The sequence below is a fragment of the Caulobacter sp. GW821-FHT10C03 genome, from assembly GCF_059415485.1.
Window position 1 is genome coordinate 219,700 of the sequence record NZ_JBWKNI010000003.1, and the last position, 24,642, is coordinate 244,341.

At 66.6% G+C, this 24,642-nt stretch carries 18 protein-coding genes and 1 pseudogene; 6 read left to right on the top strand and 13 right to left on the bottom strand.

Annotated elements, in window-relative coordinates; translation table 11 throughout:
* Nucleotides 1-135: 135 nt before the first annotated feature.
* Nucleotides 136-1,560 carry a helix-turn-helix domain-containing protein gene (locus AC07NG_RS05125; RefSeq protein ID WP_494592605.1) on the bottom strand — a complete coding sequence of 475 codons (1,425 nt, stop codon included), beginning with the start codon at nt 1,558-1,560 and terminating at the stop codon, nt 136-138.
* Between the two features lie 160 nt (nt 1,561-1,720).
* Between AC07NG_RS05125 and AC07NG_RS05130 the strand changes: the two genes are divergently transcribed.
* From AC07NG_RS05130 to aceB, 3 genes are all read left to right on the top strand, one after another.
* Entirely contained in the window at nt 1,721-3,334 is a 1,614-nt protein-coding gene (locus AC07NG_RS05130) for an isocitrate lyase (RefSeq protein WP_487288003.1), read from the top strand.
* A 53-nt stretch (nt 3,335-3,387) separates the two neighbouring features.
* A complete protein-coding gene (locus AC07NG_RS05135; protein WP_408611073.1) occupies nt 3,388-3,618 on the top strand; it encodes a hypothetical protein in 231 nt (76 codons plus the stop codon).
* Between the two features lie 268 nt (nt 3,619-3,886).
* The gene (gene aceB / locus AC07NG_RS05140; RefSeq protein ID WP_494592606.1) at nt 3,887-5,467 is read left to right on the top strand and encodes a malate synthase A; all 1,581 of its coding nucleotides are present in this window, start codon (nt 3,887-3,889) and stop codon (nt 5,465-5,467) included.
* A gap of 177 nt (nt 5,468-5,644) precedes the next feature.
* On the opposite strand, the gene AC07NG_RS05145 is transcribed toward aceB, so the two are convergent.
* The 3 genes from AC07NG_RS05145 to AC07NG_RS05155 form a co-directional block, all read right to left on the bottom strand.
* Complete coding sequence (locus tag AC07NG_RS05145) at nt 5,645-6,592, bottom strand: polysaccharide deacetylase family protein (RefSeq protein ID WP_492853789.1); 948 nt, start codon at nt 6,590-6,592, stop codon at nt 5,645-5,647.
* A 122-nt stretch (nt 6,593-6,714) separates the two neighbouring features.
* The gene (locus AC07NG_RS05150; protein WP_492853788.1) at nt 6,715-7,260 is read right to left on the bottom strand and encodes a hypothetical protein; all 546 of its coding nucleotides are present in this window, start codon (nt 7,258-7,260) and stop codon (nt 6,715-6,717) included.
* A gap of 214 nt (nt 7,261-7,474) precedes the next feature.
* The gene (locus tag AC07NG_RS05155; protein WP_494592607.1) at nt 7,475-8,218 is read right to left on the bottom strand and encodes a FadR/GntR family transcriptional regulator; all 744 of its coding nucleotides are present in this window, start codon (nt 8,216-8,218) and stop codon (nt 7,475-7,477) included.
* 137 nt (nt 8,219-8,355) lie between these two features.
* On the opposite strand from AC07NG_RS05155, the gene manD reads away from it, so the two are divergent.
* Nucleotides 8,356-9,564, top strand: a complete 1,209-nt coding sequence (manD, locus tag AC07NG_RS05160) for a D-mannonate dehydratase ManD (protein ID WP_487288180.1) — start codon at nt 8,356-8,358, stop codon at nt 9,562-9,564.
* Nucleotides 9,565-9,808: 244 nt separating this feature from the next.
* Here manD and AC07NG_RS05165 read toward each other — a convergent pair whose 3' ends face one another.
* The 5 genes from AC07NG_RS05165 to AC07NG_RS05185 form a co-directional block, all read right to left on the bottom strand.
* Entirely contained in the window at nt 9,809-10,528 is a 720-nt protein-coding gene (locus tag AC07NG_RS05165; protein WP_494592608.1) for a FadR/GntR family transcriptional regulator, read from the bottom strand.
* On the bottom strand, nt 10,525-12,699 hold the full coding sequence (locus tag AC07NG_RS05170) for a galactocerebrosidase (protein ID WP_494592609.1): 2,175 nt from the start codon (nt 12,697-12,699) through the stop codon (nt 10,525-10,527). Before AC07NG_RS05170 ends, AC07NG_RS05165 begins: the two co-directional genes overlap by 4 nt.
* Nucleotides 12,700-12,804: 105 nt before the next feature.
* Nucleotides 12,805-16,449, bottom strand: a complete 3,645-nt coding sequence (locus tag AC07NG_RS05175; RefSeq protein ID WP_494592610.1) for a TonB-dependent receptor — start codon at nt 16,447-16,449, stop codon at nt 12,805-12,807.
* A 506-nt stretch (nt 16,450-16,955) separates the two neighbouring features.
* On the bottom strand, nt 16,956-17,939 hold the full coding sequence (locus AC07NG_RS05180; RefSeq protein ID WP_494592611.1) for a serine hydrolase domain-containing protein: 984 nt from the start codon (nt 17,937-17,939) through the stop codon (nt 16,956-16,958).
* On the bottom strand, nt 17,939-18,370 hold the full coding sequence (locus AC07NG_RS05185; protein ID WP_494592612.1) for a hypothetical protein: 432 nt from the start codon (nt 18,368-18,370) through the stop codon (nt 17,939-17,941). The genes AC07NG_RS05180 and AC07NG_RS05185 overlap by 1 nt, the downstream gene beginning before the upstream one ends.
* Nucleotides 18,371-18,462: 92 nt before the next feature.
* Here AC07NG_RS05185 and AC07NG_RS05190 point away from each other — a divergent pair, with 92 nt between their 5' ends.
* Both AC07NG_RS05190 and AC07NG_RS05195 read left to right on the top strand, forming a co-directional pair.
* Complete coding sequence (locus AC07NG_RS05190) at nt 18,463-19,173, top strand: hypothetical protein (protein ID WP_494592613.1); 711 nt, start codon at nt 18,463-18,465, stop codon at nt 19,171-19,173.
* 28 nt (nt 19,174-19,201) lie between these two features.
* Nucleotides 19,202-19,564: a hypothetical protein gene (locus AC07NG_RS05195; protein WP_494592614.1), complete on the top strand. Its 363-nt coding sequence runs from the start codon at nt 19,202-19,204 to the stop codon at nt 19,562-19,564.
* Nucleotides 19,565-19,874: 310 nt separating this feature from the next.
* Here the strand turns inward: AC07NG_RS05195 and AC07NG_RS05200 are convergent.
* From AC07NG_RS05200 to AC07NG_RS05215, 4 genes and pseudogenes are all read right to left on the bottom strand, one after another.
* Nucleotides 19,875-20,045, bottom strand: a pseudogene (locus AC07NG_RS05200) (integrase); the annotation flags it as partial.
* 60 nt (nt 20,046-20,105) lie between these two features.
* The gene (locus tag AC07NG_RS05205; RefSeq protein ID WP_494592615.1) at nt 20,106-22,667 is read right to left on the bottom strand and encodes a GAP1-N1 domain-containing protein; all 2,562 of its coding nucleotides are present in this window, start codon (nt 22,665-22,667) and stop codon (nt 20,106-20,108) included.
* 2 nt (nt 22,668-22,669) lie between these two features.
* Nucleotides 22,670-23,542 (bottom strand): TRAFAC clade GTPase domain-containing protein, encoded by an 873-nt coding sequence (locus AC07NG_RS05210; protein WP_494592616.1) that lies wholly within the window; start codon nt 23,540-23,542, stop codon nt 22,670-22,672.
* Complete coding sequence (locus AC07NG_RS05215) at nt 23,539-24,615, bottom strand: TRAFAC clade GTPase domain-containing protein (protein WP_494592617.1); 1,077 nt, start codon at nt 24,613-24,615, stop codon at nt 23,539-23,541. Before AC07NG_RS05215 ends, AC07NG_RS05210 begins: the two co-directional genes overlap by 4 nt.
* Nucleotides 24,616-24,642 lie beyond the last annotated feature (27 nt).

Below are 24,642 nucleotides of genomic sequence, written 5' to 3' on the forward strand. Positions count from 1 at the left end.
CTCCCTTCCCCCTTGATGGGGGAAGGGTCGGGGATGGGGGTGACCTGCCGAGCTGGCGGCCGTGCGTGGCCTCAACCGTCGTAGTCACCCCCACCCCTGCCCCTCCCCCATCAAGGGGGAGGGGTTCAGATCAATTCACCGCGCGAACGGGAACGGGGTCACCGACTTGGACGCCTCCTCCACCAGCAGCGTCCGATTGATCGGCGCGGCCGCGCGCTGGGGGCAGGCGGGGCGTTCGCAGATGCGGCAGGAGGGGCCGATCTCGACGGTCACCGGCGAGGCGATGTCGAGGCCCCGGGCGTAGACCAGCTTGGCCGCGTATTTCAGCTCGCAGCCCAGGCCGATGACCAGTTCGTCCTCCAGCCCCGCCTGCAGCCCCGACACCCGCCGCACGGTGCGCGACAGGGTGAAGTAGCGGGCGCCGTCGGGGGTCTCGATCACCTGGGTGACGATGCGGCCGGGGGTCTTGAAGCTGTCGTGCACGTTCCAGCGCGGGCAGGCGCCGCCGAAGCGCGAGAACGGGAAGGGGCCGGCGGCGAAGCGCTTGGAGATGTTGCCCGCCGCGTCCAGTCGCATCATGAAGAACGGCACGCCCCGAGCGCCCGGGCGGCTGAGCGTGGTCAGGCGCTGGGCGGCCTGCTCGTAGCTGACGCCGAACCGCGAGCGGGCCCGCTCGATGTCGTAGCCGGTCGCCTCCATGGCCGCGTGGAACGGCTCGTAGGGCATCATGATCGCCGCGGCGAGGTAGTTGTCGAGGAAGACCTTCAGCAGCTGGCGCGTGGCGCGGTCCGGCGCGGCGAAGCGGTCGGCCAGGCGGGTCAGGGCGTCCGGCGCCTCCATCAGGCCGAGCTGATAGCACATGGCGAAGATGCGGCTGGCCGGGGCCAGGGTTTCCGACACCATCAGCCGCTTGCGGTGATGGTCGTAGCGGCGCAGCGAGCCGGCCATCACCTCGACCGGCATGACCCGCACCTGGATGCCGAACCGTTCCAGCAGGCGTTCGCGCACGGCGGGGCCCAGGTCCTGCGGGTCGGCGTCCAGCGCCGCGACGATGGCCTCGGCCGCCGTCTCCAGTTCGGCGAAGTGGTTGCGCTGGGAGCCCACCAGATCGCGCACCCAGTCGGTGGGCGAGGACGAGACGGCCGGCGTTCCGTCCGGTCGCTCGAAGGCGCCCAGGTCGATCATCCGGCCGCGGTCGAGATAGGCGCGGTAGAGGCGGGCCACGGCTTCGGCCAGGGCGGGCGACAGCTCGGCCACCTCGGCGGCCTCATGGCGGCCGATGCCGAGGTCGGCGAACATCTTGTCGGCCAGCACCTCTTCCAGGCCCGCGCCGCCGCCGGGATCGTCGGCCGACAGGGTGCGCAGGTCCAGATCGTAGGCCTCGGCCAGCCGCAGCAGCATCTGGGCGGTGACCGGCCGCTGGTTGCGTTCCAGCAGGTTCAGGTAGCTGGGCGAGACGCCCAGCTCCTCGGCCATGCGGGCCTGGGTGACGCCGATGTCGCGCCGCAGCCGCTTGAGCCGGCCGCCCAGGAAAAGCTTCTTGTCCGTCGTCGTGACCATGGATGTCACGTTGTCACGGATTTACAAATTACACAAAGTCAATTCATGACAAATCGTCTTCAATAGGTTCGACCGTATCGGCCCCGCCGCGTTAGCTCCCCAAGACGAAATCACGCCCGCCTCCCAATCAGCGGGCCCCGAACGGGGAAGTACGACGACCATGCGCAAGACCTACGCCGAGCACCGCCAGGACCTCCTCGCCCGCTACCCGCAGGGCCTGACGCCGGGCGGCGTCGCCATCGACGACATCATCCAGCTGAAGCTGCAGAACACCTATTCGACGCACCTGGACATCGCCCGCGACATGGCGACCGTCATGCGCGCCGACATGGCCGCCTATGACAAGGACAGCAGCCAGTTCACCCAGTCGCTGGGCTGCTGGTCGGGCTTCCACGCCCAGCAGATGATCAAGTCGGTCAAGCGCCTGCGCGGCACCACCAAGGGCGCCTATGTCTATCTGTCGGGCTGGATGGTCGCGGGCCTGCGCAACCGCTTCGGCCACCTGCCGGACCAGTCGATGCACGAGAAGACCTCGGTCGTCGATCTGATCGAAGAGATCTACGTCTCGCTGCGCCAGGCCGACGAAGTGGCGATCAACGACCTCTTCAAGGCCCTGACCGCCGCCCGCAAGGCCGGCGACCAGGTCGCCGAACAGGCCGCGATCAAGGCCATCGACGGCTTCGAGACCCACGTCGTTCCGATCATCGCCGACATCGACGCCGGCTTCGGCAACGAAAACGCCACCTACTTGCTGGCCAAGGAGATGATCAAGGCCGGCGCCTGCTGCCTGCAGATCGAGAACCAGGTTTCCGACGCCAAGCAGTGCGGCCACCAGGACGGCAAGGTCACCGTGCCGCGCGAGGACTTCATCGAGAAGCTGCGCGCCTGCCGCCTGGCCTTCGAGGAACTGGGCGTCGACGAGGGCGTCATCGTCGCCCGCACCGACAGCCTGGGCGCGGGCCTGACCCAGAAGATTCCGGTCAGCCAGGAGCCGGGCGACCTGGCTTCGGACTACATCAAGTGGCTGAAGACCGAGGCGATCACGCCGGAAAACCCGATCCAGCCGGGCGAACTGGCCCTGTACCGCGACGGTGAGTTCCAGAAGCCGGTGCGCATGCCCAACGGCCTGTTCGCCTTCCAGGACGGCACCGGCCGGGCTCGCGTCATCGAGGACTGCATCGCCTCGCTCACCCAGGGCGGCGCCGACCTGCTGTGGATCGAGACCGACACCCCCAATGTCGACGAGATCGCCTCGATGGTGGCCGAGGTCCGCAAGGCCGTGCCGAACGCCAAGCTGACCTACAACAACTCGCCGTCGTTCAACTGGACGCTCAATCTGCGCAAGCAGGTGCGCGACCAGTGGATCGCCGAGGGCAAGATCCACGCGGACAGCTATCCGGAAGGCGCGGCCCTGATGTCGGCCGACCTGGACGACAGCGACCTGGGTCGTGAGACCGACGAGCGCCTGGCGCGCTTCCAGGTCGACATCGCCGCCCGGGCCGGGGTGTTCCACAACCTGATCACCCTGCCGACCTTCCACCTGACCGCCAAGAGCATGGACGAGCTGTCGCGCGGCTACTTCGGCGAGGGCCGCATGCGGGCCTACGTCAACACGGTGCAGCGCGAGGAAATCCGCCGCGGCGTGTCGGCCGTGAAGCACCAGCACGAGGTCGGCTCCGACCTCGGCGACAGCTTCAAGGAAATGGTCGCCGGCGAGCGCGCTCTGAAGGCCGGCGGCGGCGCCAACACCATGAACCAGTTCGCCGCCGAATAGCGGCGAGCTTCAAACCCTCCCGTCCCCCAAAGCCCGAACTGAGGAGAAACGTCATGACCAACGTCACGCAATTCGCTCCCGCCGCCATGCCGGATTCGTCGGCCCAGGACCGCGCCGTGGACCGCCTCGCCGAGGCCTCTCACCGCCTCAACGAAGCCGTCCGCCGCGCCATCGAGGCCGGCTACTCGGTCGAACTGGTGCGCACCTCGCGCCACCACGACGGCTCGGGCAACTGGGGCGACCAGATCGTCCCGACCATCCGGGCCACCGAAAAGAGCGCGTAAGACGCTCGATGTGTAGCGGGGAAGGAGGCGCCTGCTTCCTCCCTTCACCCGCTCCCTCAAATCGTCATCCCGGAAAGCGCTAAGCGCTTATCCGGGACCCAGGGGCCGACGTACTGTCGTCGAGGCTTCTTCGCGGTGGCCGACGCAATGCGGTCGCCCCTGGGTCCCGGCTCTTCGCTGCGCTACGGCCGGGATGACGATCATTGGGTGCGCGGTGCGTATCCGATAAACCTTCCAAAGTCCGCGTCACCACACCACGGAACACGCCATGCCCCTCGACATCGCCGCCAACGTCCAGATCCTCGGTCCGATCGAGGGTCGCGCGGTAGAGATCCTGACGCCCGAGGCCGTGGCCTTCGTGGCCGACCTGCACCGCCGCTTCGACGCCCGCCGCCGCGCCCTGCTGGCGGCCCGCGAAGCCCGACAGGTCCGGTTCGACGCCGGCGAACTGCCCGATTTCCTGGCCGAGACCTCGCATGTCCGCGCCGCCGACTGGACCGTCGCGCCGATCCCGGCCGACCTCCAGGACCGCCGCGTCGAGATCACCGGTCCGGTCGACCGCAAGATGATCATCAACGCCCTCAACTGCGGGGCCAAGGTGTTCATGGCCGACTTCGAAGACGCCACGGCCCCCACCTGGGCCAATGTCGTCGAGGGTCAGGTCAACCTGAAGGACCGCTGGAACGGCGTCTTGGACCACGTCGATCCGAAGTCCGGAAAGGCTTACGCGCTGGGAGCCAACCCGGCCGTCCTGAAGGTCCGGCCGCGCGGCTGGCACCTTCCCGAACGCCACCTCGAAGTCGACGGCGCGCCTGTCGCCGGCGCGCTGTTCGACTTCGGCCTCTATGTCTTCCACAACGCCCACGCCGCGATCGCCAAGGGCTCGGGTCCCTACTTCTACCTGCCCAAGCTCGAGAGCCATCTCGAGGCCCGGCTGTGGAACGAGGTGTTCGTCCGCGCCCAGGAGGCCCTGGGCCTGCCCGTCGGGACCTTCAAGGCCACGGTGCTGATCGAGACGATCCCGGCCGCCTTCGAGATGGACGAGATCCTGTTCGAGCTGAAGGACCACATCGTCGGCCTCAACTGCGGTCGCTGGGACTACATCTTCTCGTTCATCAAGCGCCTGGGCCGCCGGCCTGAGTTCCTGACCCCGGACCGCTCGGCCATGGTGATGGGCAAGGCGTTCCTGGGCGCCTATTCGCTGAAGCTGATCCAGACCTGCCACCGTCGCGGCGCCTTCGCCATGGGCGGCATGGCCGCACAGATCCCGGTCAAGGGCGACGAGGCCGCCAACCAGGCCGCCTTCGCCAAGGTCCGCGCCGACAAGGAGCGCGAGGCCGGGGCCGGCCACGACGGCACCTGGGTCGCTCACCCCGACCTGGTGCCGGTGGCCATGGAGGTCTTCGACCGCCTGATGCCGGCCCCCAACCAGCTCGGCAAGACGCTGGAGGGTCTGGAGATCACGCAGGGCCAGATGCTGGAGCTGCACGACGGCGCCCGCACCGAGACCGGCGTGCGCGAGGCCATTCGCGTCGGCGTCCGCTACACCCAGGCCTGGCTGGAAGGCCGGGGCGCGGTGCCGCTCTACAACCTGATGGAGGACGCGGCGACCGCCGAGATCTGCCGCACCCAGCTGTGGCAGTGGGTGCGCCTGGCCGCCGAACTCGACGACGGCCGCGTGCTGACCTCGGAGCTGTTCATCGGCCTGTTCACCCAGGAGATGGGCGACCTGCGCCGCGAGCACGGCTCGCCGAAGCTGGAGGAAGCCGCGCACCTCTTCACCCGCATGGTGCTGGAGGAGGGGATGGAGGAGTTCCTGACCCTGCCGGCGTACGAGCTGATCGCCTGACGTTATCCTTCTCCCCTTGCGGGAGAAGGTGTCGCCGAAAGGCGACGGATGAGGGGTCTCTCAAATCTGAACGGTTGCGTCCGGTCGGGCCGGACTGGCGCGGCGGATCTTTCTGAGAGACCCCTCACCCGACCTCCTTCGGAGGCCGCCCCCTCCCGCAAGGGGAGAGGGACCCGGCTACCGACACAGCCCCTTCGGATCCACCGGCTTGCTCAGCGGCGGCGGTAGGGCCGACAGGTCGACGCCGGTGTTGCGGGCCGTGCGCTCCATGATGCCGTCGCCGCCGAGCCACTGCTCGGCCTGGGCATAGGCCGGATCCTTCTGAGCCTGTTCCAAAGTCACGTAGTGGGCGCCGGCCGCATCAAGGCGGTCGAGCACCTGCGGCAGCATCCGCGCCGACCAGCCGCCGACGTGGGTCAGCAGCACCTGCGGGATCACCCGGCCGTAGACCTTCAGCGAGACGGCCCGCATCCGCACCAGGGCGTCGTCGACGCCCTTGAGGTACTGGTCTTCCATCAGCTTGATCGCGGCGGTGTCGCCCTTGGCGGCGCAGCGGGCGTAGGCGTCGGTATAGGCCCAGTCGTCGAACGAGACGCTGACGTGAGCGACCTTGTAGCCGTGGGCCTTCAACCAGGCCGCCGCGCCGTCGTGGCGCTCGCGCGTCGCGCCGGTCGAAAGGTTGGGAAACCTCAGATACCGCCAATCCTGGCCCGGCATCCGCGAGGCCACGGCCGGCTCGCCGGCTTGCAGGTCGGCGATCCAGGCGTCGAGGCTGGCGGCCTTGTCGATGTTGAGGTGGGTGGCGGTGTGGTTGCCCAGCGGATGGCCGGCGGCGCGCCAGGCGTCGAACGCGGCGAGGCTGTCGGGATCGTCGGCGTTGGCGCCGTTGACGAAGCCGAAGGCCTCGACCACGCCGTGGGCCTTGAAGAGGGCCATGTGGTCCCGGGTGATCGACAGCCGCGTCATGCCGGGTGGCAGGGCGCCGTGGTCGGGCAGGTCGTCGACCGTGACGGCGACGTCGAAGCGTTCAGGCGGAGCGGCGAGGGCGGGGGCGGCGACCAGGGCCAGCAGCAACGGCAAGGCGGTCGCGATCTCGCGCACGATCTGGCGGCGGCTGGGCGTCATGAAGCTTCCCCCGGACTGTCCTGGGCTCCGTCCCTATCAGGTCGCCAGCGGCCTTGGCCAGGGCGATGGGGCGCGATGCGTTCAATTGGTATGGCCAATTGTCCGCAGGTTGCATCGCTCCGTCAGGCGCGGTGAAGCCGGTGCATGTCGTCGCGCCGCAGCCCGCCGATCGCGGCGGCGACGCTGGCGGCGAAGGCGCTGGTCAAGGCGCCTATGCCCAAAAACAGCGAGATCTGCGCGGCGATCTGGCCAGCGCGCATCACCTCGGCCGGGGCCAGGGTGTCGGGCGGGCTCACCGGCGGCGAGGCGGTCAGGGCGCCGAGCAGCAGCAGGGCCACGACGCTGGTCGCCCAGGCCAGCAGGCCGTGGGCGGTGTCGCGGAAATGCACCTCGTGGTCATGGACGTGCAGCCACTTGGTCCGCAGCCGTCCGGCCAGGTAGCCGCCGAGCATGCTGGCCACCACCTGGCAGGCGACGAAGACCGCGCCGACCAGCGGGGTGAAGTCGGCCGCGGTCAGCCCGGTCGGCCAGCGCGGGGCCATCTTCAGGCCAAGGCCGGCGGCCAGCGACACCAGCACGAACAGCAGGGCCACGCTCGCCGCGGCACCGGCCAGGACGGCGTCCCAGCTGACGGCGGATTGGTGCTCTTCGGGGACGAGGTCCGACATCCGATCTGCTCCCGCCGGCTCAGAAATGATGCGTGCAGAAGGCGAGCAACAGGATGATCGGCAGGGGCACGCCGAGCAGCATCAGAAGGATCGATCGCATGGCCGGGTCATCCCTGCGCGAGGTGAGGGCGAGGCCCCTTTCGAGGCGGCGCCTGTTGCTCGCTGAACGGCCCCGGTCGGCCAATCGTTCCGGCCCCGCCGCGCGGGGCTGGCCTCAGGTGTAGCGGTCGCGGGTGGCGGCGATGCGGGCCTTGGCCTCTTCCAGCTCCTGCACCTCGGTCGCCGCCAGCAGCGAGTTGAGCACGCGCGTGAGGTGGCGTCGCATGGCGTCGCGGGCGTCTTCCGAGGAGCCGGCGCGCAGGGCGGTGACGATGGCCGTGTGCTCGTCGATGCGCGGGATCACCCCGGCGGCGTGGGCCTTCTGCCCCATCAGCTTGGTCTGGGGCGAGCGGGCGCGGGCCTCCCACAGCATCTCGACGGCGGCGATCATGGCGCTGTTCTGGGTCGAGGAGGCGATCAGCATGTGGAAGCGGCGGTCGGCGTCCTCGGCGCGATCGACGTCGCGGGCGTTCTCGGCCTGCATCTCGATGACCAGGCGGTCGAGTTCGTCGAGGGCCTCGTCATCAATGCGCTTGGCGGCCATGGCGCAGGCCTCGGCCTCGATGGCGCGGCGGGCCTCCAGCAGCTCGAACGGGCCGATGTCAGTGTCGCCGGCCTGACCCTGGGCGGGAAGCTGGGCCTTGACGTAGACGCCCGAGCCCAGCCGCACCTCGACCAGCCCGTCCAGCTCCAGCGCGATGATGGCTTCGCGGATGGTCGGGCGGGACACCGAATAGGTCTGGGCCAGGTCGCGCTCGGACGGCAGGCGCTGGCCGACGGCGTAGCGGCCCTCGGCGATCTGGCCGGCCAGATCGCGGGCGACGCGTTCGTAAAGACGGCCTTCGACCTTGGTGGACATAAGCGACCTTATAAATTGGTCAGGCCAATATGGACAGGCCGAACCGCTGGGACTATTGAACTCCCATGGAAGACCACGGGAATCTCGACGTGCATACTAGTCAAACCCAGCCGTTCAAGGCAGCCGGTCTGCCGCCGCTGCGAATTACGGCGGCGCGGGTGATCGTCACCTCGCCCGGCCGCAACTTCGTCACCCTGAAGATCGAGACCGACCAGGGCGTCTACGGCATCGGCGACGCCACCCTGAACGGGCGCGAGAAGGCGGTGGTTTCCTATCTGGAAGACCACGTGATCCCGGTGCTGATCGGCCGCGACGCGCGCCGCATCGAGGACATCTGGCAATATCTCTATCGCGGGGCCTACTGGCGTCGCGGTCCGGTGACCATGCGGGCCATCGCCGCCGTCGACGTGGCCCTGTGGGACATCAAGGCGAAAGCGCTGGGCGCGCCGCTGTACGACCTGCTGGGCGGGCGTTCGCGCGACGGCGTGCTGGTCTACGGCCACGCCAACGGCAGCGACCTGGAAGACACCGTCGAGGCCGTCGGCCGCTATATCGACGCCGGCTACAAGGCCGTGCGCGCCCAGTCGGGCGTGCCGGGCCTGGATCTCGCCTACGGCGTGGGTCGCGGCGACATGTACTACGAGCCGGCCGACGCCACCCTGCCGACCGAGACCACCTGGGACACCCGCAAGTACCTGCGCTACCTGCCGACCCTGTTCGAGGCGCTGCGCAAGGAGCACGGCTTCGACGTGGCTTTGCTGCACGACGGCCACCACCGGATGACCCCGCGCGAGGCGGCCCAGCTGGGCAAGAGCCTGGAGCCCTACGACCTCTTCTGGCTGGAGGACTCCACCCCGGCCGAGAACCAGGAGGCCTTCCGCCTGATCCGCCAGCACACCACCACGCCGCTGGCCGTGGGCGAGGTGTTCAACACGATCTGGGACGCCAAGGACCTGATCCAGGAACAGCTGATCGACTACATCCGCACGACCATCGTCGGGGCGGGCGGCCTGACCCACCTGCGCCGCATCGCCGACTTCGCCTCGCTGTGGCAGGTGCGCACCGGCTGCCACGGAGCCACCGATCTGTCGCCGGTGACCATGGGAACCGCGCTGCACTTCGACACCTGGGTTCCGAACTTCGGCATCCAGGAATACATGCGCCACTCGCCCGAGACCGACGCGGTGTTCCCGCACGACTACCGCTTCGACAAGGGCCTGCTCTACGTCGGCGACACCCCCGGCCACGGCGTCGACATCGACGAGGCCCTGGCGGCCAAGTACCCCTACGAGCCGCGCCAACTGCCGGTGGCGCGCCTGGAAGACGGGACGATGTGGAACTGGTGATCCTTGGACCCCTCTCTCTTTGAGAGAGGGAGGGGCCCACGCCGCAGGCGTGGGAGGGTGAGAGGTTACACTCTCTCCGAATGAGGCGCGGACCTGACCAGATCCGCCTCCCCTGATCTTAAGCCTGGGAATAAGGGGCCGTCCCGAAAGGGGCGGCCCTTTTTGCGATTACCGGAAGCGGTGAAACCTCTCACCCTCCCACCGCTTCGCGGCGGGCCCCTCCCTCTCTCTCTGAGAGAGGGTTTCAGGTCGGCCGTCGCCGCTGCATCCGCGTCAGGTCCAGCGGCTCCAGGATCCGCAGCAGCAGGTCGCGCATGGCGGCTTCGGCGTCGGCGGGGCGGCGGGCCAGGATGGCGTCGGCGATGCGGGCGTGGGCGGGCAGGTGCTGGTCGGCCTGCTGCTCGATCCCCGGCCGCTGGGCGCCGAAGCGCAGGGCCGCCTCGATGACGTCGCGCATGTGGCGGTGGAAGCGGTTGCCGCTGGCCTCCAGCACGGCCACGTGGAAGGCGATGTCGGCCGTCAGCGGATCCTCGTCGCCCTGCTCGGCGGCGGCCATGCGGGCCAGGGCCTGCTCGATCCCGGCCCGGCGGCGGGCGTCGGCCTCGCGCGCGGCCAGGGCCGCAGCCGTCGGCTCGACGCTGAGCCGCAGTTGGGTGAACTCGATCAGCAGGTCCAGCGAGAACTTCCGTGTACGGATCCACGACAGGATGTCGGGGTCCAGCAGGTTCCAGTCGTCCTCGGCGTTGACCGTGGTGCCGCGCCGCGCGCGGCTGGCCACCAGCCCCTTGGCGATCAGCATCTTCACCGCCTCGCGCACGACGGTGCGGGAGGTCTGGTAGCGATCGCAGATCTCGGTCTCGGTCGGGAAGGCCCGCACGGCGAAGGCGCCGGTGACGATCAGTTGCCCCAGGTCGTTGGCCAGGGTCTGGCTGAGGGTTCCCGCCGTGGTCAGCGAACGCGTCACGAGCGGGCTCCGTAGATGGGCGATTGGCGGGGCGAGGGCAGGGAGGGGCGCGGCGTCGGCGCGCCCACCGTCTTGACGGTCAGGTCGTCGAACCAGGGCGTGGAGAGCCGGGTCTTGTCGGCGCCGGCCAGCAGGCCCGCCATGCCGGCGGGGTAGAGGCTGTTCTCGGCGGTCAGCACCGGGGCGTCGTTGACCAGGCCGGTGATGCGCGGCCCCTGGAACCGCAAGGCCAGCCGCAGCCAGCGGCCCGGTCCGGCGCCGGCCAGGACGGTGTCGCCCAGCACCAGCTCGCCGCCCTCGCCCTCGAACCTGCCGGCCTTGATCAGGGCCTGCTGCTCGGCGTCGCCCACGGCCTTCTTCGGATCCTTCTTGCCGCGGATGGCGACGAGCCGGCAGCGGCCGTCGTGGGCCAGCTCCAGGAAATAGCCCTTGGGCGTGAAGCCGTAGCCCGTGCCGACATGGTTGATCCGGCCCATCACGGCGGCGGTGTCGCCGGGGTTCAGCCAGACGGCGGCCGAGACCTCGTAGTCGGTCCATTCGGCGTCGCCGAGGATGGTGTAGGGCCGCCAGTCCGGGGCCCAGGAGATGGTCGGGATCGGGACGACCTGGCGCAGGCAGCGGCCCGCCTTGCCGTCCGGCCGGTCGGCCAGCTCGAAGGCGCCGGCGATGTCGGCGGTGTAGCGCGGCAGCCAGCCGTGGGCGGCGGGCCGGGCGTAGCTGGCGAAGGTCTCGCGATAGGGGAACGGGAAGCGGGCCGGCGGCGGGACGGCCTCGAACGATCCCTTGCGCTGGCCGCGCGTGGTCGACAGCGAATAGATGGCGTTGGGCGCCAGGGTGATCGTGACGGCCCCGTCCTCGATCGCCAGGTCGCTCTGGCGGATGAACTGCTCGGCCGCGTCGCTGCGCCAGACGCACAGGGGCTTGTCGGAAAGCCCGCCGCCGACGGCGATGCGCAGCGTCTGCGGACCCTGCGCGTCCTTGGTCTCGACGATCAGGCTCCAGTCCTCGCCCGGCGACTTCAGCGTCACGTAGGAGCCGCCCCTGGGCAGCATGCCGCAGCCGCCGGCGAGATAGGTCCAGCCGACCTGGCTGAACTGGCCGTAGTGGGCGTAGCCCCACAGCGCCTCGCGCACCTTGTAGTGGCCGCTCCACGGCTGGTGGGCGAGGACGGCGGCGGGGTCTTCCGGATAGGGCTCGATCGGATAGACGCCGGCGATGTCGTACCAGTTGACCACCTTGGTCGCGCCGCTGAGGACGTAGTTGTGGTTGAAGGCGCGGACGATGCCGATCGTGCAGTCGAAGCCCTTCAGATAGACGTGGTCCTCGGTGTTCCAGATCGGCTTGCCCATCGCTTTGGCCATGGCCTGCACCTCGGCCGAGGCGTGGCCGTTGGCGTAGAAGACGTGAGCGCCGATGACGTCGATGGCGTTGCGCAGCTGCGGGTCGGCGGCCATGTCGGCGACGAAGTCGAGCTTGTCCTTGGGCCAGTTGTCGAAGGCGTGCAGCTTGACCTTGGCGAAGCCGCGCTGGTTCAGCGCCTGGCGGAAGGCCTTCACGAACGGATAGTCGGCGCCCTTCTCGTTGCGGCAGCCGACGGCGTCCATCTCCAGGCCGTGGACCGAGCGCAGGCCCTCCAGCCACTTGATGTAGTAGTCGATGGTGTCGGCCGACCAGAACTGGCCGCCGCCCAGCCAGCCGGGCGCGCTCCAGGCCGCGCCGTCGAGGCTCAGGGCGGGGTTGCGCTTTTTGGCTTCGCGCAGGATCCACCACGTGTAGCCGCGCTCGTAGCTGAGGTCGCCGCGGGCATGCATGTGGCTGGGCATCGAGCCTTGGGTGGAGTTGCCGTCGCCGGGGATCTCGACCAGCAGGGCGCTGACCGAGGCGCCGAATTTCGGCTTGTAGAGCAGGTCGAGGATCTGGCCGCGCTGGGGCTCGGGATAGTCCTTCAGCAGCACCGAGGTGGCGCCGCCGCCATTGACCACGCCGATCCCGTCGAAGCGGGGACCGCCGGCGTCGCCATGGAGCGTGATGGTGTGAGCGGCTGGCGCGGCGAGGGCGCGGCCGGCGAAGGCGTGGCAGAGGATCGAGGTCGCGCCCAGCAGGTGCAGGCGGCGCGAGAGGTCCGGTCGGCCGGACGGCGGGCGGGGCCCGCGAGACTTCCAGATCGCCATCGGTGAGCCCTGTCGGTCGCGGACCGGCGGGGGCCGGTCGCAGGTACAAGCAAAGGGGGCCCGGAGGGCTCCGCCCCGGCGCGGACGCCGGGGCGGAAGGCAGGCTTAGTTGCGGTAGGTGAAGCCCACCGCGACGCGGGCGCCGCCGTAGGACACCGACCACGGGTTAGGCTTGCCGTCGAAGCCGCGGCTGTCCGAGCCGACCGACAGGCGGGCGGCGTTCAGCATGTTGCGGGCCTCGGCGTAGATCTCGAAGTTACGGTTCAGGCGACGCGAGATCTTGGCGTCGAGGTACTCGTACTTCTCCGAGTAGAAGGGCTCGCTCGGGTTGTACGGGAAGCCGACGAAGTTGCCGATGTTGGTGTTCGGCGCGTTACGCACCGGCGAGGCGCTGGTGTTGCCGCACGGCGAGATGCACGAGAGCACCCGGTCGCGGGTCTGATAGGCGATGCGGGCCTTGGTGACGCCGTCGTCGTACCAGAACACCAGGTTGGCGAAGTACTTGGACTGGCCGATCGGATCGAGCGCCTCGCCGGTCAGCGGGTCCATGTAGGTGACCGAGTTGTTCGACTTGGTGGTCGAGACGTTGAAGTCCATCCCGGTCTTGCTGAACTTCCAGGGCAGGAAGGTGAAGGCGGTCTTGGCGACGAACTCCCAGCCCGACTGCACGTAGCCCGGACCGTTCTGGTAGGTGGTCATGGCGAAGTCGACGTCGGACAGCTGGCGGTCGGTGCCGGGCACCACCGTGTCGCTGCCGTCGAAGATCGTGCGGTTGTTCTTCAGCGGCACGGCGATGGCGCCGCCGACCCGGACCTTCTGGCGGTAGTAGGCGACGCTGAACGAGGTGTCCTTGTTGGGATACCACTCGAGCGAGGTGTTGTTCTTGGTCGCCTGGTAGGGCTTCAGGTCCGCGTTGCCGAAGGTGCCGCAGCTCATGTCCTGTGACGAGCCGTCGGTCTCGATGACGTCGAGGCGGCGTTCGTCATAGGTGCACGAGCCGCCCGGCCACAGGTACTTCATGGCCGGCGGGGCGACGGTCTTGGCCCAGCTGTAGCGCAGCGCGACCTTGTCCGGGATGGTCCAGAGGACGGCGTTGTACGACGGCAGCCAGCCCGTGTAGGACTTGTTGAGGGTCACCTGCTTGGTGATCGCGCCGGTGCTGACGCCCAGGGCGTTGTTCGGATCGGCCGGGTTGAAGTTGCTGTTCTTCAGCGTGTAGTTCAGCGTGACGTAGCCCGAACCGGCCACCTCGGTCTTGAACATCCGGCTGCCCAGGTTGCCCTTGAGCTCCATGCCGAACGGCAGGTCGTACGCCAGGTCGGCCATCCAGTACCACGAGCTCATGGTCTCTTCGGTGGCGTTGAAGGGCTGGTCGTAGACCTTGCCGTCGCTGGCCGTGCACGACTTGATGCAGCCCAGGTTGTAGTTGGCCGCGCTGGCCAGCTGCGAATAGGCCTTCGGCACGTCGATGCTGTCCCACAGCTCCAGGCCCGAAGTGCCCTCGTAGCCCTTCATGAACGGGCCCGAGTTCTCTTCCAGCGAGTTCTGGTAGATCGAGATCAGCTGCGCCTGGGTCAGGGTCTCGATGCCGTACAGGAAGTTCAGGCCCGTGGTCGGGTTCGGGGCGTAGCCGTAGACGCAGGCGTTGGCCGCGGTGGTGGTCGCCACGTTCTGACAGGCCCGCACGTCGCTGCGCAGGGTCAGGGTCGGCACGAAGACGCCGGTGGAGGGCGAGTAGCCGCCGTTACCCCAGGATTCAGCCGTGGCGTTGCGGTACAGGGCGCCCACCTTGAAGCGGGTGAACAGCGGCATGTCCGGCAGGTAGGTCAGGTCGAACTTGACCTGGTCTTCGGCGCTTTCGACCAGGCGCGGCGTGAACGACAGGCGATAGGCGTTGCTGTACGACGGCATGCCGACCGCCGTGGGGTTCAGCATCTGCACGAAGTTCGACATGTTGGTCTCGTCGTACGAGGCCGGCGTGTCGATGGTCCAGATGCCGTTCTCCAGCACGCGCATCGTCGCGTTGCCGTAGTTGTACGAGCGCGTCAGGCGGATGTCCTGGCGGCTGTACTTGCTCTCGTTGTGGCCATAGGTCAGGTCGGCCGTGATCGGGCCGTGCTCGTACTTGGCGCCGCCCGACCAGTACTTGGTGTGCCAGTCCTGCTGGTTGTTGATGTGGTCGATATTGACCCCGGCGTTGGTGATGTCGAACTGGGTCAGGTGGTGGTTGCCGTCGACCTGGATCGAGCCCGGCACGATGTTGGCCGCCACGCCGTACAGCGGGAAGGCGTTGTTGGTGACCGCCGTGCCCGGCGTGGTGTCGATCGTGAAGGCGCTGGTCGGCAGGCCCGGCATGTAGATGTAGTAGCCGCCGCCGTTGACGGCGCTCAGCACGTTGGGCGTGCCGGCCGGATAGAAGGTGTTGGTGGTCAGCGAGGTGGTCGTCTGGCCGGTCGAGGCCCCGTACAGGGTGGCGATGCCGCCGCGGGTGCGCTGACGGTTCTCTTCCAGCTGGTCACGGTTGGAGACCTGGTACTTGGCGAAGATCGTCAGGTCGTCGTTGACGCGGTAGTCCAGGCGGATGTCCCACGACAGGCGCTCTTCGTACTGCGACCAGTTCTGGTCGCGCACCAGGTTGGGCGTATAGTCGTTCCACTGGTTGAGGCAGCTGATCTGCGAGTTGATCTGGGCCTGCTGGGCCGCCAGGCGGTTGGCGCCGTTCGAGCCGGCGACGATCGTGCCCAGCTGGGCGTCGTTCAGCAGCGGGAAGGCGGCCAGACACTCGGCCTTGGTCTTGGCCGCGGCCGACTTGGTCAGCACGTCGGTCGGGGTGGGGGCGTTCCAGAAGCCGCCGCCGGTCAGGGCCCACGAACCGATCGGGTCGGTGGCGCCCGTGCCGTTGGCTGTGGCCGGGTTGTAGGTGAAGGTCTTGTCCGGCGAGTTGTCGAAGTCGGCGAAGCGCGTGTAGCCCTGGGCGTTGTTCGAGCCGCCGTTGTTCAGCGAGTGGCTGTCGTTCAGACGCTTGCTGTAGCTGATGTTGGCGATGACGCCGAGGCGGTCGTCGAGGAACTTGCGCGAGGCGACGACGCCGATTTCCGGCGAGGCCTTCTGCGACAGGGTGTTGCCCGCGGCCGCGCCGCGCACCGAGATGTAGGGCTTCTTGAAGTCGAGGCCGGTGCGGGTCTGGATCTGGATCGTGGCGCCAAGGCCGCCCGGGGTCATGTCGGCCGTCTGGCCCTTGATGACGTCCAGGCTCTTGATCATTTCGGCGGGGAATTCGCGCAGGTCGGCGCTGCGGCCGTCGCCGCCGCCCACGGCCAGGTTGGCGCCCGAGGCGGCCACGCCCATGCCGTCCAGTTCCACGCGGGTCAGGTCGGCGCCGTTGCCGCGGACGACCACGCCGTCGCCTTCGCCCCAGCCGTTACGCTCGATGGCGACGCCGGCGATGCGCGACATGGCTTCGTTGACGTTGCCGTCAGGGAAGGAGCCGACGTCGTCGGCGACGATGGAGTCCTGGGCGGTGACGCTGCGCTTCTTGCGCGAGATCGACGACTGCTGCGAGGCGCGGGCGCCGACGACGATGGTCTCGACCTGCGTGGGCTCTTCCCGCTGCGCGGCGGTCGGGGCTCCGGCCGACGACGCGGTCTTGATGACTTCCTGCGCCCCGGCGATCTGCGGCGCGATAGCCGCGCTCAAGGCAATGACGGACACAGCAGCGGCCATCTGGCCGCGCGCGCTTAGGCGCTCCATTAGATTTCCTCCCGATGTATTTTATTTGGTCGAGGGCCCCTCAGCCCTCGCCGGACTTTGCAAGTCCGTTCATGCCCCCTGCGGTCACGCCTGCACGCGACCGGGCCGGCCTAGGGCGGTCCCGCCCTTGGTCTGAAAGCCATTGTTCCCTCTCCCCAGCCCTAGTGGGTGAACTTGGCCAGTCCCAATATGTTCGGGCCAGTTCCACTATGTGGCATGACCACTTCATTACATACCGGAGATATTTTGGCAAGAATTGATATTATCAATGTGACGAGAACTGTGGCCGAAAGGGCGCGTTCCAGAACGCCGTCGCCACAGGTCGCCGAGAGCTTTTCCTTTGAAAATTAAGAACTTGAGCATCGGGTCGGAGCCGCTGCCCGACGCGTTGCGCGACGCGGCGGCGGACGCGAAATCCGCCGCATTGTCGCCGCATGTTTCATGAACGCCACGTATTCGCGCCGCGCGCGACGACTCGCGGCCTGACCACCCGCGCCGGTGAAATCTCAGGGCAGCAGGAAGCGCTCGACGACGAACTGGCTGAGGCGTCCGGCCAGGAACGGCGGGGCGACGTTGCTCAGCGTGACGACCACGCCCTCGCCGCCGCCGAGAATCCGCAGGTCGCCGTTCATCCCCGCGGCGCCGCCGCCATGACCGACGATGGTGGCGTTGGGGCCCGAATTTGGGCCCGAATTTGGGGTCGCATTGAGGATGGACAGGCCATAGCCGTACTTGCCGCCACGCGGGTCGTCGACCTGGCCGGCGGTCATCATCGTGCGGTGCGCGGCGTCCAGCAGGCGGCCGTCATAGAGGGCGGTCGCGAACTTCAGAAAGTCTTCCGCCGTCGAATAGCCGCCGCCGGCCGAGGTGCCGCGCCAGGGCAGGCCGCTGGCGGGCGCGTAGCCCTCAGCCTGGTGCTCGTAAGCGACGGCGCGGTCGGGCACGGGCGTGGTCTCGGGCTCGAAGCCGCTGCCGGTCATGCCGGCGGGGGCGAAGATGTGGTCCTGGGCGTAGTCGTAATAGCTCTGGCCCGAGACGACCTCGACCACCCGTCCCAGCAGGATGAAGCCGTAGTTGGCGTAGGCCCACTGCGCGCCGGGCTCGAAGGTCGGAGCGCGCGCGCCCAGGAGGCGTACATAGTCGTCCAGCGTGCGCAGCCGGTCGCGATTGGCGTCGTACTCCGGTCCGAAGAAGTCGCCCGCTCCGCCGGTGTGGGTCAGCAGCTGGTGCAGGGTGACCTTCCGCGCCCAGTCGGCGTTGGGATAGTCCTTGAGGTAGGTGATCAGCGGGGCCTGGAGGTCGAGCTTGCCAGCCTGGGCCAGCTGCAGCACGGCGACGGCGGTGAACATCTTGTCCATCGAGCCGACGCGGAACCGGGTCTTCAGGCTGTTGGAGATCTTGCCGTCGCGGTCGGCCCAGCCCTGGGCGAAGGTCGCGAAGGGCCGGCCCTTGCGGGCGACCAGCACGACGCCGGAATAGTCCTCGCCCATCAGGGCCAGCCGGCCGGCGACGGCCTTGGCCAGGGCGGCGTCGTCGAGCCGGGCGGGGGCGGGAATGTCGGCCGGGCGCGGATCTGCCTGGGCGTCGCCGGATCGGTCTCGACCTTTAGCCGGGCATAGCTGTCGCTGTAGCGCTCGCGCACCAGGGCCGTCAGGGCGGCCGGGGTCTGCTCCTCGATCCGCACCAGCTCGAACCCGCCCGTCTGGCGCTCGAAACCCATCAGGCCGGCGGCGTCGATCGGCGAGGTTGGGAAGCGCTCCTTGATGAAGGCGGCTGCCTTGGCCTCGTCGCCAGCGTTGAGCGCCTCGATATAGGCCTCTGTCGCCTGGCCGGCCGGCGTCGCCGGCAGGGACGCCTGGGCGAGGGCCGTCGCGGGGGCGATCAGCGCGGCCAAGGCGGCGGCGAGGAAGAGGCGACTCATCGGGGGAGGCTCCGCGGGAACAGCCGAGGTTCGCCTGGAGGTGGTCGTGCGTCCATAGTGTGGGGCCAACTCAACGCCGGACGGCTAAGGCGTTGAAATCCTTCGGCACGGCATTTTTGCCAACTTGGCGGTCCCAACTTAAGGCTGGCCTTGGCGCGCATGGCCTCCATATTCCTAAGCCTAAGAACTGGCAGGACTTCGAGTCTATCGTGCTCGATGCTCAGCGCCTCCGCTGGAAATCGTCGTCCCTGCAAAAGAACGGCCGTCCAGGCCAAGCGCAGCAGGGAGTCGATATATTCGGACCTGACGACCTCGGTCGGAAAACGGGGGTACAGTGTAAGCGCTATGCAACAGCGCTCACTCTCGCCGTCGTGGAGGAGGAGGCCAACAACGCCGAGACCTTTCAGCCCGAGCTGACCACTCTCTACGTCGCCACCACGAATGACTATGACGCCAAACTTCAGCAGCAGGTTCGGCTTTACTCAGACACGCGGGTCGCGGCCGGGAAGTTCGCAGTGGGCATCATTTTCTGGGAAGATGTGATCGGCGGGCTCGCGCTTAACCCGGCCGTCTTCAAGGTTCACTATCCCACGATGCAGCTTCCGGCTGCCCGGGCGGTGGACCGCGACCGGCTGCTAGCCGCCCTCGAACTCGGTTACTACGGGCCCTACTTCTGGGACTACATCGAGCTAACTCTTGGCCAGATCGGCCTGATGGCAAACTCGGATCCGGACAATGTCCACGTAATCGCCAGGATAATCGAGCAACGCACACAGCAACTACTGCCCCCCGGCCGACGCTGACGCAATTCTATCGAACCTGACCGAGATCATGTCAGTCGTCGATGATCCCGCGAAGCACACTAAGCCTGGATGGGAAGAGGTCGAAATGAGGTGTAAACGGATCGCCACAAGGCTGATGGGCCTTGCATCCATTCCCGTCGCCGAAGGCAACGTGCTCGAGACTGGGCGAAGGCTCGGCGCGATCTATCACCATGTTGATGACCGTGTACCCGTCAAGACCGGCGAGGACATGGCGCGTCGCCTGCGCGCCATCCTGCCCGCAGAGAGCGATTCCATGATTGCGGAGCGTCTCGCGAGCGCCAACTCGCAACCTTACCCGTACGGCTACAACTGGGCACCGATCCTTTATACCTTTCTCGAGAGCGAGATACGGTTTGCGGACTTTGCTTGAGACGGAGCCGGCGTAGTCGGGCCACGTAGGGCCAATCGGATAATCACCTGGCCCCTCTACATAAGTGCATGTGTCCAACTAACTATGCACGCCACGCCTATCTCACCGATCGAGGGAACCTGGCACCTGCTTTTTCTTGTCCACCATCTGAAAATCTTGATGGTCAGGAAGGGGCATTGGCACGCCTCGAGAAAGGCGGCCGAGCTGCCAGGCTGCGCCAGGAGCCGACATTGGCAGGCCTCCAGGGACGCGACCTTCGTTGGAGGCGCGTCGTGCAGTTCGGGGCCCCCACTTGTGATGGACTGGTAAGCTACAGATCGATCTGCTCGGACATCTCCAGCGCGTCATCGACCTCCATGCCGAGGCATCGGACCGTGCTCTCGAGCTTCGGGTGTCCGAGTAGAAGTTGGCACGCGCGAAAGTTACCGATCTTCTTGTAGATCAGCGCCACCTTGGTCCGTCTCAGGCTGTGCGTTCCGTAACCTAAGTACCGGCCATAAGACAGACTTCGCTGCAAATATATCGCTGATTTGCACATGACTTAGTTGCTGTCGAATTGGCTAAGGTCGACGCGGCTAAGCGCGTCGCGGATCATTCGTTCTCCCGACCAATTGCTTGTCGCCGCTTTGATTGCCAGATCTTGGTCGACGGTGTGAAGCAGAACCCTTAGTAGAATGTCGTTGCTCCAATTGTTTCGATCGAAAATTCGAATGAGAGCTTTTACAAGATTTTCCGCATTCTTTCTGCCGAGACGTGGCTCACGAAGCGTAAGTTCAAAACTAGGCCCAAAGCTAACGCAGGTCAGAGAAAGCAACGCTTGGTATTCGCGCTTGAAAATATATTCAAGGGCGCAATCAGCTGCAATCGCACCGGTCCGCTCGTCTAATTTGATGGCTTCTTGGACGAGCGTCGCCCACGCCTCGTATGCGGTGCCTTCGAGGCGATAGACGCCACGAGCCGACGCGCGGGTTGCCAAAGCTGGGAGGTCGCGGATGAAATCCTGTTTTAGTGGGGGGGGTAAATCCACGGCGAGCTGAAGTCCGAGTGAGTAGGTCTCCTCAGGATCGCGGCCATGCTGTGGAACGAGGAGTTCGAAGATCGAGGGCGCCACAAGCTCGATAGCGCCCAACGCTGACTCCTTCGCAAGAACCTCCGCCAGCTGCTGTGCGTCGGAGCGACGGCGAAGCGGGACCAGCTTATCTATCATCCACCCTAGCACTTGGTGCGCGGCGGGCGTGTCGACCGAGCCGTAATGGTCGAGCACCAATTTAAAGCTTCCGCCACTCAGGGACCCACGCGCCAGGATTAGCGCAGTGGCGATTTCGTCCGCATGGGGCGCTCCGAACAATAGCTTCAGGATATTCTCGAAATCGCTCGCCCTGGCGATCGCCGCCAGTTCGTCGCGCGCGGCGCGGCCAAGGAGATCTTCGAGCAGTTGGATTTTGGTCTGCGGCGGAACGCCCGACGCGAGCAACCACGCTACGTCTGAGGGCTTGGGTGCAAGGAGTCGCGATAGAGCAGCTCGAAGGTGTGATGCGGTGAGCTTCGCCGCGACTAGCGCATCGAGCTTTTCAGATCGCGCGGGGCGCCGCAACTCAGCGAAGGTGGCGAGCAATTCGGGGACTGCGAGTCCCCCCGCTCGATCGAGTTGCTTGATCGCGGAGGGGAGTACCGGTTCGTCGATGCCGTCGAAGAGACGGCTGGCTACGATCGACTGTTCAGGTCGATTCAGGTGGCCAATGACCGCCAATCGGATCGTATCCAGCGCCTTCGCAGGGAGACTGTCCAACAGTGATGCAAACCAGGCCCAATCGGCGCGCGAACCTTCTTCCCGACCCGCTAGATGGCTGAGAAGCAATGGGTCCCGGTTCGCAAGAATGGCCACCAGGGTCATCGGCGCGCCGGCAAGCGTTTGCCAGGCGAGCGCCGGCGGCAAAGTGCAGAGCGCTTGGGCGACCGACCGTTGAATGAGCGGACTGACGCCGACATCGCGCCAAGAAGTCCCGGCAAGACGCAGTCCGGCTTCGGGATCTGAGATGGTGACGAAATTAGCGGTGCGCCGAATAAGGTCCGCCAGGCGCTCGCCATCACCGGGCTCGAGTTTGCCCAGCGCGATCGACGCCAGAGTCATTGCACGGCTTGCATCGGAGGAAGCTAGCTTGAAAATGCGGGTGAAGAGAGGCTCGGCTAGGCTCCAACGCTGAGGGGCGGGCAGCGCCGCTGCCGACAGGACATCCAGCATGCCTAGGGTGTTGTTCGGATTCGCCTCGCTATCACTACGCAGGGTGTTCCATAGGATCGAGAGCCGTAGCTTGGCGGGATCTCCGACCGAATCGCGGGCCAGCAGGCCCAGTGGATCTGCAGCCTTCAGATCGGGAAACGGCGTGCCGAAGATCGATGCGACGAGCGAAGTGGTGAAGCTATGTCGAGGCGCGGGGTCACCGTCGATGCGCCGTCCGTTCCACGAGGAGAACCGACCGCGAGCACTTCGCGGCGCGACCATCAAGTCAAATAGGCCCTGGGCTTTCGAACGCGGCTTCAATGCGAAGGTTTGGAACGCAAATCGGCTGCGCAGCGCTGGCCACAGGGCCTCCACAATCCGCAATACCGTCTCGTTGTCGGGGTCCGTAAGCCAAACGATCGGTTTCCGATCTTCCAGGAACAGGGCTTCGCAAACCTCAGCAAGACCGGTCGCCTGCGTAGGTGGATAAGCTTCGCGGCCTTCCACCACAACGTCGAGCTTGGGCAGCGATCGGACCGAGCCTTCGCGCTCGAACCAGCTATGGTGATGGGCGAGCGCAAGTAACGTGTTGATCGTAGACCAGGCGTCGGTCGGAACGAGCAGGGTGTGGGTGAGCACGCAACCCGCCCGCGGCGCATTGAAATCGTACCAGGTTCGCGCGAACGCGAAGAAACGCCCCGAAGGCAATGGGTAGCCCGTCAGGTAATCCGGAACGGATTCGTTTGGCCCCGGTTGGCCGCCAATATCGGAAAGTCGATCGACAACGTCCTGGTCTTGGCGATCAAGCTGGATTGAGGTCGCCAGCAGCTGGTGGCCGCCGACGTAACCGTGGCGCTGCTGATCGATCCTCAAGCCGTTCATGGCTACGCAATCTCACCTTCGAGCGCCCACGTCAGCGGCGTGAGCAGGTCGCCCTTCACAATTTTGTCACCCACGTCGACCTCAGCAAAACCAGCTTCTGCTGGTCCGGCCTTAAGGTACGCGTCGCGTTGTTCGGGAACCTTTAGATCGTATCCCGTGGCGCTGACGCCAAAAATTTTGATCTCGAGCCGGCTGTTGTCGGCGATCCGACCATAAAGCATCGGATATTCGTTTCTGATGAAGCTGCGCGGCCCATTTTCGCGCTCTTCGGCGCCGGCGCGGTCCCAGGCGGCAATCATCAGGGCTACACGAGGTCGCGTTGCCAGGGTCTGAGTACCGAGGTTGTCCTCGAGCAGATTAAGAAGGTCACATAGGAACAGCTGCGTGGATGGCGCTTCTTTCGCGTTGTTTTCGCGCGCCGCGTCGAGCTCCATGAGTTGCGCTGAAGCGATCCAGTCGATCATGTCGACGTTCTCTTCCGACCCCAGTCTCACGAAAAGCATCGCCGCTGCGCTCTGGCCGAGCTGGCGGATCCATGCCGGATCAATCTCACGATCCTTGGAAGCGGCTTTCCAGACTTCGCCCTTCATATCCGGAACGGACAGTTGCGCGATGGCGACCTTCGGATCGTCCGCCCGAGAAATCGAGGCGACGAATGTTGCGTCACCCTCATCCGGCTCGGTGCGGGGCGGATACTGCCCGACTCGCAGATGGCGTACGATCCGCTCGACGTATTCGATGTTGTCGGGCTCGAACGGAATTCTAAACACGCCCCGATTCCGGCGCAGCTTCATCCAAAGCGCACCGATGTAGTTTGACTTTCCGGCATCGGGGCCGCCCAGCACGGTGATCGGAGCTGAGTTCGAGAGGGTCATGCGTCTTGCCTCGCGCGATATCTCAGCATCTGCCGCGATGACGCGTGGCGCGGGCGCTCGGGCGCTCGGGCCACGGTCCTCACGGACACGCTCGCATCCAGAAGTTCCGAAATGCCGTCGCCGCTCCGTTCGTGTTTCGCCTGGTCGACCGAGACGATCTCATGGACACCCAGTTCGAACCCCTTGGAGGCGGCCTCTTCCATGATCTGATCACGCAAGACCTGTGGAATCTGGTCGTACTGATCAGCGCGCGTAACGACGAGCTTCAGAGGGACAGGCGCGGGCAATTTCGCCGCCAGCCGCCCGATAAGGCTGCAGGTCCTGGCCGCGACGTCATACCCGGAATTCAGATCCGCAAGTAAGGCGCCGTCAACGAAGATCCAGATTGCGTCGGCGTTGCGAAGAAACGCCAGGCGATCATAAACGCTCTTGTTGATGAGTGTCTCGGTCCACTCGCCGGGAAGGTCAGGAAACGCAAGGTCGACCGCTGTGTCGATCTTATCGCCGTAGAGCCGCAAATGAAGGAAGCCTGGCCGTCTCTCATCGGCGAGTTCGGTGTGCGGCACGAGTTGATCGAGCATAGCCCCGTCCTCGGTCCATGCACGGGCCCCTTTCGAAAGCTCGTCAAACGCGAACGCGCTCTCGCTGTTGCGGTACTCATAGCCTTTGAGTTTTCCGTGCGCGGCGAGAAGGAAGGTGCTGACGAGCGCCATGGTCTTGCCGGCCGCCGGCGCGCCTAGGAGCCCGATGAGACGCAGAGGTCGCTTGCGCGCGAGGGCGGAAAGACCATCCAGTCCGAGCTCTCGGCCCGGGCTAAGTGTAACGGTCGATGGCTTCGGTGGGGCGAGGTCGCCGACCACGCCCATCGCGGGCACCGGTGGCGGAGCTTCCAAAACCGACGCGACCTCAGGCGCTCCAGTCTCCTCGTCCTGCGCCTCGTCCGTAGGCGACTCAGATCCGGGTGACGGCGCGGCGAGCGCGATCTCCTCGCTCTCGGGCGGAAGTTCGCCGCGCAAGACGGGGCAGTTGTCGGCTGGCTCGATATTGAAGAAACACCGGCTGGTCCCCGCCACGGTGCAGCTTGGCTTTGGACAATTCAG